The organism is Haliscomenobacter sp., assembly GCF_041740695.1.
Classification (GTDB): Bacteria; Bacteroidota; Bacteroidia; order Chitinophagales; family Saprospiraceae; genus Haliscomenobacter.
The window spans coordinates 70,529-81,012 of sequence record NZ_JBGSLK010000007.1 but is presented as its reverse complement, the minus strand read 5'-3'; the positions used below and the strand labels follow the sequence as shown (position 1 = coordinate 81,012).

General features: G+C 48.7%; 7 protein-coding genes. 3 read left to right on the top strand and 4 right to left on the bottom strand.

Going from position 1 to position 10,484, the window contains the following annotated elements; genetic code table 11:
• Positions 1-106: 106 nt before the first annotated feature.
• From ltrA to ACEW9O_RS01470, 4 genes are all read right to left on the bottom strand, one after another.
• On the bottom strand, positions 107-1,486 hold the full coding sequence (ltrA, locus tag ACEW9O_RS01485) for a group II intron reverse transcriptase/maturase (protein ID WP_373548343.1): 1,380 nt from the start codon (positions 1,484-1,486) through the stop codon (positions 107-109).
• Between the two features lie 565 nt (positions 1,487-2,051).
• On the bottom strand, positions 2,052-3,032 hold the full coding sequence (locus ACEW9O_RS01480) for a succinylglutamate desuccinylase/aspartoacylase family protein (protein WP_373548342.1): 981 nt from the start codon (positions 3,030-3,032) through the stop codon (positions 2,052-2,054).
• Positions 3,029-4,492 (bottom strand): hypothetical protein, encoded by a 1,464-nt coding sequence (locus ACEW9O_RS01475; RefSeq protein WP_373548341.1) that lies wholly within the window; start codon positions 4,490-4,492, stop codon positions 3,029-3,031. The genes ACEW9O_RS01480 and ACEW9O_RS01475 overlap by 4 nt, the downstream gene beginning before the upstream one ends.
• Before the next feature lie 179 nt (positions 4,493-4,671).
• Complete coding sequence (locus ACEW9O_RS01470) at positions 4,672-4,833, bottom strand: hypothetical protein (protein ID WP_373548340.1); 162 nt, start codon at positions 4,831-4,833, stop codon at positions 4,672-4,674.
• Between the two features lie 312 nt (positions 4,834-5,145).
• Here ACEW9O_RS01470 and ACEW9O_RS01465 point away from each other — a divergent pair, with 312 nt between their 5' ends.
• From ACEW9O_RS01465 to ACEW9O_RS01455, 3 genes are all read left to right on the top strand, one after another.
• Positions 5,146-7,761 (top strand): glycoside hydrolase family 3 C-terminal domain-containing protein, encoded by a 2,616-nt coding sequence (locus ACEW9O_RS01465; protein ID WP_373548339.1) that lies wholly within the window; start codon positions 5,146-5,148, stop codon positions 7,759-7,761.
• 307 nt (positions 7,762-8,068) lie between these two features.
• A complete protein-coding gene (locus ACEW9O_RS01460; protein ID WP_373548338.1) occupies positions 8,069-8,845 on the top strand; it encodes a cupin domain-containing protein in 777 nt (258 codons plus the stop codon).
• Positions 8,846-8,892: 47 nt separating this feature from the next.
• Complete coding sequence (locus ACEW9O_RS01455; RefSeq protein ID WP_373548337.1) at positions 8,893-10,386, top strand: TolB family protein; 1,494 nt, start codon at positions 8,893-8,895, stop codon at positions 10,384-10,386.
• Positions 10,387-10,484 lie beyond the last annotated feature (98 nt).

The following is a 10,484-nucleotide window of genomic DNA, read 5'->3' as shown; positions in this document are numbered from 1 at the left end:
ATTTTCAGTAGAGTAGAGAGAAGCGGCGCCGCCGCTTCTCCCCCTCGTCAAACCGTACGTGCGGTTTTCCCGCATACGGCTTTCCTATGATCTTCGTCATCAGCTTTCACAGGCGAACACCTCTGCCAGTGTATTTTGTCGGGTCAATCAGGCCATACTTGGCCACTAAGACCTCAAAGGCTTTTTGTCCATAAAGCCTACACCTCCTTTGGCTCTTTCGAGTATAGTATCGGTTCAGCCGTTCATGCAGGTAGTGCCGCAACCTTCGTTTACTCATCGCCGGGTAACTCACTCCTTTGATCTCAAAGTAGTTTAGCCAGCCTGCCAGTTGTAGGTTTAGATCGCCACATATCTGTTCTGCACAGTAATGACCATGTTGATGTAGGTAGTCTTTGATTTTGTCTCGGAGCCGTTGTTCCGACTTCCGGCTTGGTATAATGTTCCAGTAGTTTGGCCTACTTCCTCTTATACTCCGGTCGTAGCGGATACTGAATCCTAAAAAGTCAAAACTCTCCTCCTTGGCTCTTACCAGCCGGGTTTTCTCCTCATTGAGGCTTAATCCCATTCGGCTCAGCAATTCCTTGAGTTTATCCTTTATTTGCGACTCAATCTTCTTTCCCATCATCACAAAGTCATCTGCATACCGCACAATCTTTACTCCCGCTCTTGCAAACAAGCTCTTCGGGTTATTCACGATCCGATCCAGTAAGTGTAGATAGATATTGGCTAGTAAGGGCGAGATTACTCCCCCTTGCGGTGTTCCTACTTTATTCTTCTTACCTCCCTTGAACTGTTTGTCTTCCCAGATTGGTACCTTCAACCATTGTTTGATTAAGTCCAACATCCGAGGATCACTGATGCGCTCTTTGAGCGCGATCATCAGCTTTTCGTGCGGTATCGTATCAAAGTATTTACTCAAATCTCCATCCAACACTTCGTCCAGCCCGCTTTCCAGGTGCTCTTTTATTGCACCCATCGCGCCCGCTGCACTCCGCCCAGGGCGGAATCCGTGTGAGCTCTCCTCAAAGTCTGCCTCAAAGATCGGTTCCAAAATTAGTTTACATGCTGTCTGTACTATCCGATCCCTCACTGTCGGTATCCCTAACGGTCGCTCCCCGCCGTTCGCTTTCGGTATCATTACTCGTTTTACCGCTTGCGCCCGATATTGTTTCGTTCGTAGTTCTTCCCCCAATGTAGTCAGATAGGCCTCAACTCCTTGTTCTTTAACATCCTCTATCCTCACTCCGTCTATACCACTACTCCCGCCGTTCGCCTTTACTTGCTTCCATGACTCGCGTAGCATATACCCTAAGAACACCTTGTCGTACAGCACGTAAAACTTATATCCCTTTTCCTGCTTGGCTTTCTGATATAGTCCCCGCTGCAATATCAGAACCCTTTCTGAATCGCTCAGTTCGCTCTTCTTTCTCTTGAACAGCTCCCCTTCTTCCGACTCTCCGTCTTTCTTTTGATACTCCTTTCTCAATTTTGACTGGTTTTGTTTGCTCGGTACGCCTTTCATAGTAATGCCCCTTCGCTCCTCCCGCTTTTACCTTTTCGGGGATCTTCACTATTATGGGCATCTCCGACTCCCTCGACTGGCTGGACAGCCATCGTTAGGGTCTCCCACGTTCATGCGGCTCCTTTGACTCACACGCAACACTATCTTACCCCGGGTAGTCCCTATGGTGCTTCTTGCCGATGCTTCCCATAGAGTAGCAGGTTTCATCCTCTTTGGCAGACTGACCACTACCAACAGTGTAACGAGGCCTTACTAGTGCAGCTTATGAATCCGCTCGTCATGAGCTTTTGCACTTTCGTTTCCTCCAGCACAATCACAACGGCTTCAAGCTGATCGGCATCTTGGCTTGTGTGGCTCTTCCATCCACTAGGTTTTTTTGCATTATATTTACCGCACGCCTCGTGGCGCACCAAAGGACACAAAGTTAGACGTTGACAATGCTTTGTGTCCTCTGTGCTCCTTTGTGTTTTCTCTGTGATAATAAAATGTCGCTTTGGTTTTATTTTAAAAAGATGCCCCTGTGCCTCTTTCACTCCAAAACCCCTAAATGAATAATCCGCCCACCCGTCTGGTTGATGGGATCTACACTTTTACCAATGACGATGCCATTTTCCGGTGCAGTGTATTCTTTGATCACATCACCGAAGATGTTGCGGAGAGTGGCAATGGTTTCGCCTGCGTAAATCAATTCTCCAATATTGGGAGCTACCGTTAAAATCCCCCCCGAATCGGAATAAATCCAGTAAGAGTTTTTACAAATATAGGGTCTGGCCTCAGGCAACTCAATCGCGCCCTCGGTCATTTGTAGTTGGCAAAGCAAGTTGTAAATGCCCGTCAAACCCGAGCGCAGGAAACCTTTGTGAAAAGTATGGGGGCTGCCCACTTCCAAGGTAATTGCGTAAATCCCCAGGGAATCGGCGGCACCACGCAGTGACCCATCCGAAGGCAGGTTGTGCACAATGACCTGGGCATTTTGTAAAATGGCCATTTCCCGGCAAATCGGATCATCCAAATCAGCCCGGATGTAGTGGGCATTTACCCGACCAAAACTAGCAGTATGCAAATCCAACAGGTAGTCAAAATAACGCACAATCCGATCCACCAGACGAAAAGCGTACACCTGGCTATTGCTGCCATCGGCCCGCCCGGGCATCACCCGATTGAGGTCGGTACCGTCGGTAAAGTTCCGCTCTTTGATGAGCAAGGAGGGGATATTGATTACGGGTATTCCAATCACCGTTCCTGCTAAACCGTCGAGGGAAACTTCCTGAAAAAAGCGCTGTATCAGAGGGATACCATTGATTTCATTCCCTCGAATAGCGGCAGTAATGCCAAGTACCGGGCCATCTTTGCGCCCCCTTGCCACAATGACCGGAATATACACAGGTAGCCCCATCCCATCGGAAATGAGGTGCAACCAAAATCGACGGATGCTGCCTTGGGGCACTTTGCTCAGGTCGAGACGGCGGATGACTTCGGTATGTGTATCGGTTTGGGCAAATGGGTTCATAGTACGATTTCTTCAATCAGGGAAGGATCATTGTTGATCGACTTGAAGTATTTCATTCGGAATCGCCCCTGGGCATTGACCAGGTTTTGCGCCATTTTGTCGATGGCGACCGTGGAAAACACCGTTTGAATGTAGGCTTCAATGAGATCATCCAGCCCAATCCCCAGTTTATTAAAATCTCGTCGATCCATCAAGACCAATCGATTGGTGTCACTGTCGAAGGTGCCATCCGGGTTTTTGATGGACAGGTTGGTGCCCAGCATGTCCCAGGAATCGCAGCCCTCTTCCAGAATGTCTTCCAGCGGTTTTCGCGCCCGGCGGGCGTATACACAGAGGGGTAAAATACCTTCTTCGGTAGAGCTAACCATCATGCGCAGGTCCGCTACATAAGTTTTGCCGTTGGCAGTAGGGATGGTCCCCACGTGGTACAATTTCCCGGAAGAGGTGGTTGAACTCCAATTGTAATTGCCAATCAAGCTTTGTACAATGAAACGGTCATAAGAAGATTCTTCGGCCATAAACGCGGCCAATTCTTCCGCATTCACAATGGTGTACACTCCTTGCCCGGCATTGCTGTACGGAACTTTCACCACTGCCTGACCGCCCATATCAGCCACTGCTTGGGGAATGGCCTCTTTGCTCACATCCCAGATGGTTTGAGGGATGTTGATGCGCAGCCCTTGATCTTCCCATTCAGTGTTGAATTGCTCGTAGGCTTTGGCGGCAACCATCTTGTTGCGGCCTCCGGCCAAACAAGCCACCACCGGATTGAAGATGCGGGTTTTGGTGTTCATGTGCAGGCGGTTCCAGGGGCGTTGGGTAACGTAGCGAAAGGCAGCCCGAATCAGGTGCCATTCCCCTTTTTCATCCAAAACCTCCATTTGAGCATCGGCATTGTAGCGCACGGGCGGGTTGGCATCCTCATTGAAAAAGGGTACAAAAAATACATCTTCCTTCATCACATCCGCAATCACTGCCGCATATCCTGAAGCTTCCATGTAGTTTTTATCGTACAAAACGGCCAAAGCCCCTTGCACGCCGGTGCGTTTTTTTTGCAAAAAAGGTTTGAAGCTGCGTTCAATGAGCAGACGATAGCCACCTTGTTCTTGATGGTCATCGGTAAGGGGCATAGATTTCTGACCCGAAGGGCATGAATTGTTTTCAATGATGACCATCTGGCGGCGTGCACTGGCCGAGGTCACATTGAGCAAATCGGCACCAGCCCAAAGGAAATGTTTGCATTTATAATTAAGCAGTTCTGCCAGCGCTTCCGCTTTTACTACAGGATGTAGGTGACAATATCGACTGATCATTCTTTCCCGGCTGAGGTTGAGGAAAAAAAGAACCATGGGATGAATGGTCGCATTGAGCGCTTTGGGGTACCAATGCCGATGTGCCTCAAACTCACCTGGGTGAACAAGCTTAGCTGCTTTAGGTGGCAGTACTTCAGATAGGATCATTGGTAGTTGGATGTTATGGTTAACTGGGGTGAAAAGTACGCAGAAAAAACCAGAAGCGTACGTACGTATGGGTTACTTTTTCCCACGCAAAAAATCCGCAAGATCGCGAAGTCAAGGATCATTCAATCATCGGTCATGGATGGGTGGGATGAAAGATGAATTGAATGACCCTTGATCACTTAATTTTCGCCGTCGTCAGCATCCAATAGCCATTTTTTAGGGTTATTGTATTTGGGCTTCTCCTTGGAGGGTCCCATGTTTTTTCTGCTTTTGTCCTTGACAAATTCAGTGTCATCGTACTGACGACCGCCGGTTTTCTTTTTTGGTTCTTTTTTTTTCATGACTCTGCGTGTTTGTAGCAAAAAGCGCAAAGCAATTGGTGTTTCTTTGCCTGCAACTTGATGCGAGCACAGATTTTGGTGAAACAATGTTAAGTCACTTCCAAATGTCCCTGAAAAGATAAAGGGCAAAATTAATTATTGCAAGTGTTGAGCATAAAAAAATTATTGCGCGTAGGAGTCCAGCCTTTTAGCCTTGCTTAAAATCGTCCCTCTTTTTGGGCTAAAAGAGTGGAAATATGCCAAAATTTCCGACATAAGTTTTTGGTTTTATTATCTTTGTTTACTTCGATTTTGTTTTTACAAACTATAAACATGCAAAAACTATTCGTACTCGTAGCGGTATGTGCGCTCAACCTGTGCCATGCCCAGAGCTACAAAGAATATCCCATGTGGGATACTGGTCTGCCTTTTGAGCAACGGGTAAAAGACCTGGTTACTCGCCTGAGTTTGGAAGAAAAAGTGGGCCAAATGCTCAATGCCGCGCCCGCCATTCCCCGTTTGGGCATTCCAGCCTATGATTGGTGGAATGAAGTACTGCATGGTGTAGCTCGCACTCCTTTTCGTGTGACTGTATATCCACAAGCCATTGGGATGGCGGCCACCTGGGACACGAGTTCTCTGGCCCAGATGGCCCATTATTCTGCCCTGGAAGGTCGCGCGGTGTTCAACAAAGCCACAGCGCTGGGCCGCAACAACGAGCGCTACCTGGGACTAACTTACTGGACACCGAACATCAACATCTTCCGGGATCCCCGTTGGGGCCGTGGTCAAGAGACCTATGGAGAAGATCCCTTTTTGACCGCCATGTTGGGGCGAGCTTTTGTGCGTAGCTTACAAGGTGACGACCCCAAATACCTCAAGGCGGCCGCTTGCGCCAAACATTTCGCGGTACACAGTGGCCCCGAACCTTCGCGGCATTCCGACAATTTTAACCCAACGGATTATGACCTCTGGGACACCTACCTACCTGCCTTTAAAGAATTGATCACCAAAGCCAATGTTGAAGGAGTCATGTGCGCCTACAACGCTTTTTACGGGCAACCTTGCTGCGGAAGCGATGTCCTGATGACCGATATTCTGCGCAATCAATGGAAATTCAAGGGTTACGTGACCAGCGATTGTTGGGCCATCGATGATTTTTTCAAATACCACAAAACCCATCCTGATGCCACCACCTCGGCAGTTGACGCTGTACTGCACGGCACCGATGTAGAATGTGGCACGGCGGTGTACAAATCACTGATAGACGGGGTGAAAAATGGCATGATCAAAGAAAGCCAATTGGATGTGTCGCTGACCCGCTTGTTTATGACCCGGTATCGCTTGGGGATGTTTGACCCTGTTTCAATGGTGAAATACGCCCAAACACCCCAATCCGTCCTAGAGGCACCTGAGCACAAGGCTCATTCCTTAAAAATGGCGCGACAATCGATGGTTTTGTTAAAAAATGAAGCCAATGTCCTCCCACTGAGTAAAAGCATCAAAAAAATTGCCGTGTTGGGTCCAAACGCCGATAACCGCATTGCCGTGTTGGGCAATTACAATGGCATCCCTACCGAGATTGTGACCGCCTTGCAGGGCATCAAAAACAAAGTTGGCAAAGATGTGGAAGTCATTTATGAAAAAGCCATCAACTTTACCAATGACACCTTATTGACCTATACCGATGTAAGCAAGCAGTACAGTTGGGAAGGCAAAGCGGGTTTTAAAGCTGAATATTTCAACAACGTCACCCTGCAAGGAAATCCCGAAACATCCAAGATGGAAGCCGAAGTAGACCACTTGTGGCAGGAAGGTCAAGCAGTGGAGGGAACGATCCGGGCTTACAATTTTTCAGCGCGCTACAGCACCCAGTTCAAAGCGGACAAAGATGGCTACATCACCTTTGAAGTAGAAGCCGACGATGGGTATCGTTTTTTGGTCAACGACAAAGAAGTGCTCAATGCCTGGGTGCGCAACCGTTGGGGTGCCAGAACGTATCGCCTGGATACCCGCAAAGACGAAGTGTACAAACTCATGCTGGAGTACTGGCAAGGTGAAGGCAAGGCCAACGTGCACCTGCGCGCCGGGCTTTTTGCCCAGTCGAACCTCAACGCCATTGTGGATAAAGTAAAAGACGCCGATGTGATTGTGTATGTCGGTGGTATTTCGCCACAGTTGGAAGGAGAAGAAATGCAGGTGAATTTCCCCGGTTTTGATGGGGGCGACCGCACTTCAATTCTGTTGCCCAAAATCCAAAGTGAGTTTTTGAAAAAACTCAAAACCAGTGGCAAACCCGTCGTATTTGTAATGATGACCGGGAGCGCCATTGCCCTACCCTACGAACAACAAAACATCCCAGTGATTCTCAATGCCTGGTATGGCGGCCAAAGCGCAGGCACCGCCATTGCCGATGTCCTTTTCGGCGATTATAATCCCGCCGGGCGTTTGCCAGTGACCTTTTACAAAAGTGATAGTGACCTGCCCGATTTTAAAAGTTACGACATGAGCAATCGGACTTACCGCTATTTCAAAGGGGAAACCTTGTACCCATTTGGTTACGGTTTGAGCTTTAGCACTTTTTTATACAGCGCTTTGAAGGCACCTGCTTCCATAAAATCCGGGCAGCCCATTACCCTTAGTGCAACGGTCAAAAACACGGGCAAAAAGGATGGCGAAGAAGTGGTTCAGCTCTATCTGGCCTATCCTGACGCAAAAGGCAAGGCGCCAATCCGGGCTTTAAAAGGCTTCAAACGCATCGCTTTAAAAGCAGGAGAAAGCAAAACCGTCTCCTTTACCCTTTCCGCAGAACAATGTGCCTTGCTCGATGAAAAAGGCCAGAGTTATCAACCCAAAGGCAAGCTGGAAATCAGCCTGGGCGGCGGGCAGCCAAAGCAAAAACAAAGCGCCACGAGTAATGTACTCTTAAAAACGGTACAGATTCTTTAAGTAAGGGTCAACATGAGTCATCCCGAATTTTTGGAAAGCCAAAATCGGGCATAAACCTAATCGCGGAGCGATTGAATTTATAATAGCCCCGGTCGTCCGGGGTAAATAGTTGGGTCAAATTGGCGGCAACCACGGCAGTGGTTGAACACAATTGAGCAAAAAATTCAACCGCATCCGCGGTTGCGAAACCTTTTGCTACCAAAATGACCCCGGACGACCGGGGCTATTATAAATTCAACCGCTTTCGCGGTTTGTTATCCCAAAAATTCGGGATGACTCATGTTAAACAGTCCCTAACCCGATCAACATGAAAAAAGCATTTCTCCTCCTCTTCAGTCTTCATACGCTGGGTTTGATGGCCCAATCAGGGGATACCCTTTTATCCAAAGTTCACCGCTGGGGCGAACTCGAAACCAAAAAGGAAAAGGATCGGGTGCGCAGGCCAGTTTTACTGGGCCATACCTTTGCCTTGAGCCATTTTGAAATCCACGCCAGTACCCTCAAACCCGGCAAGGCACCACATCCCCCCCACAAACACGCCGATCAGGAAGAGTTGATCATCGTCCGGGAAGGCCAGGTGAAGGTCAGCATCAATGACAAAAGTGAAGTTCTGGGGCCAGGTAGCGTAGCCCTGATCATGCCAGAGGACATGCACGGTATCGAAAATGCGGGCAAAACACCCGCCACTTATTACATCTTGCGCTTCAAATCCTGGCGCACGATGGATATGGTCAGGGGCAATAAAGCGGGAGGCTCCATCTTTGTCAAGCGGGAAGGACTGGCCGTGATCGATACGGGTAAGGGCGAACGGCGCAACTACTTCGACCGGGCTACCTCGCAATTGCGCCAGCACGAAATGCACACCACCCTGCTCAAGGCGGGGTTCGATAGCCACGCACCCCATACCCACGTCAAGGAAGAAATTATATTGATCCTCAAAGGTGAGGTAAACATGCACATTGATGGCAAACTTTATCCAGCTGGAGTAGGCGATGTTGTCTTTTTGTCCTCCAACATCCCTCATGCCTTGATCAATGTGGGCAAAGAGGCTTGTGAGTATTTTGCTTTTCAATGGGAAAACTAAGCCCCTTGTACTGTAGACAAAACAGGCTTAACCATAAACGACACAACATGAAAACTGTATTCTTTTTCACACTCTGCATTTTTTCGCTCAACGTAATCGCGCAAGACAAACTGGGGGTATTTGATCACCACGAAGATGTAGGAAACCCCAGCATGAAAGGCTCGGCGACTTACAATCCCGAAACCCAGCAATACACTGTAGAAAGTGCGGGCATCAACATGTGGGACAAAGCGGATCAATTTCATTTTTTGTGGAAAAAAATCAAGGGTGATTTTATCATTTCGGCCAGCGTGCAGTTTATCGGCAAAGGCACCAATCCACACCGCAAATTTGGCATCATCGCCCGGGACAAGCTCACGACCGACTCGCGTTACGCCGATGCCTGTGTCCACGGCGACGACCTGACTTCGCTCCAATACCGCTCCAGCGACGGTGCCATTACGGAACAAGTGGAACTATCGGTTTTTCACCCTACCGACATCGAATTGCAGCGCATTGGCAACAAGTTCATCTTTTCGGCAGCCGTATTTGGGGAAAATTACAAGTCGGTCAGCAAGGAGATAGAGCTAGGGGAAGAAGTATTCGCAGGGATTTTCATCTGCTCCCACGAAGATAAAGTGCTTGAAAAAGCCATTTTCAGCAATGTGCGCATCACCATTCCAGCCGCGAAAGATTTCCGGCCTTATCGGGATTACCTCGGCAGCCACATCGAAGTAATGGAAGTACAAACTGGCTTGCGCAAAATTCTCCACTCCGCCCCCAATTCTCTCCAGGCTCCGAATTGGACCAAGGATGGCAAAACCTTGATCTACAATTCCGAAGGTTTGTTGTACAACTTTGACTTGGCCACTGGTACCATCAGCAAGTTGAATTCAGGTTTTGCCACCAATAACAACAACGACCACGTCCTCTCTTTTAATGGAAAAAACATCGCCATCAGCAACCACATGGGTACGACCAGAATTTCGACCCTGTTTACCTTACCCATCACGGGTTCGGACAATCCGGTGGCCATCACCGCACCCGAATCAGGGCATTCGTACCTCCACGGCTGGTCGCCCAATGGCAAAAGTTTGATCTTTACGGGCCAAAGAAACAAACAGTACGACATTTGGTCGATCGACATTGCCACGAAAAAAGAAACCCAACTGACCAACACCCTCACCCTCGATGATAGCCCGGAATACACCCCCGATGGCAAATGGATTTATTTCAACTCCGTACGCACCGGAACCATGAAACTCTGGTGCATGAAACCCGATGGCAGCCAGCAGGAACAGGTAACCTTTGATGAGTACAACGACTGGTTCCCGCACATTTCGCCCGATGGCAAGTGGATCGTATACCTCTCCTACCCTGTGGAAATCAACCCAACTGAGCATCCCTGGTACCAAAAAATCTACTTGCGCCTGATGCCAGCCAGTGGTGGCATTCCCCGGAATATTGCGTATGTGTACGGTGGACAGGGCACCATCAATGTGCCTTCCTGGTCGCCGGATAGCAAGCGGATTGCTTTCGTGAGCAACACGCAGCTGAAATAAAAAAGCTTAGGTGTTTCTATAGTGTCTTAGGTTTCTTAGGTGGTGAAAGAAAGTCCTGCAGAGCAGGGCCATTTTCTTTTTTCACCACCTAAGAAACC

Excerpts from the sequence above, each read along its gene's own strand:
- ACEW9O_RS01460 (WP_373548338.1), top strand. The coding sequence starts at position 8,069 with ATGAAAAAAGCATTTCTCCTCCTCTTCAGTCTTCATACGCTGGGTTTG.
- ACEW9O_RS01475 (WP_373548341.1), bottom strand. The coding sequence starts at position 4,492 with ATGATCCTATCTGAAGTACTGCCACCTAAAGCAGCTAAGCTTGTTCAC.
- ACEW9O_RS01465 (WP_373548339.1), top strand. The coding sequence starts at position 5,146 with ATGCAAAAACTATTCGTACTCGTAGCGGTATGTGCGCTCAACCTGTGC.
- ACEW9O_RS01455 (WP_373548337.1), top strand. The coding sequence starts at position 8,893 with ATGAAAACTGTATTCTTTTTCACACTCTGCATTTTTTCGCTCAACGTA.
- ACEW9O_RS01480 (WP_373548342.1), bottom strand. The coding sequence starts at position 3,032 with ATGAACCCATTTGCCCAAACCGATACACATACCGAAGTCATCCGCCGT.
- ACEW9O_RS01470 (WP_373548340.1), bottom strand. The coding sequence starts at position 4,833 with ATGAAAAAAAAAGAACCAAAAAAGAAAACCGGCGGTCGTCAGTACGAT.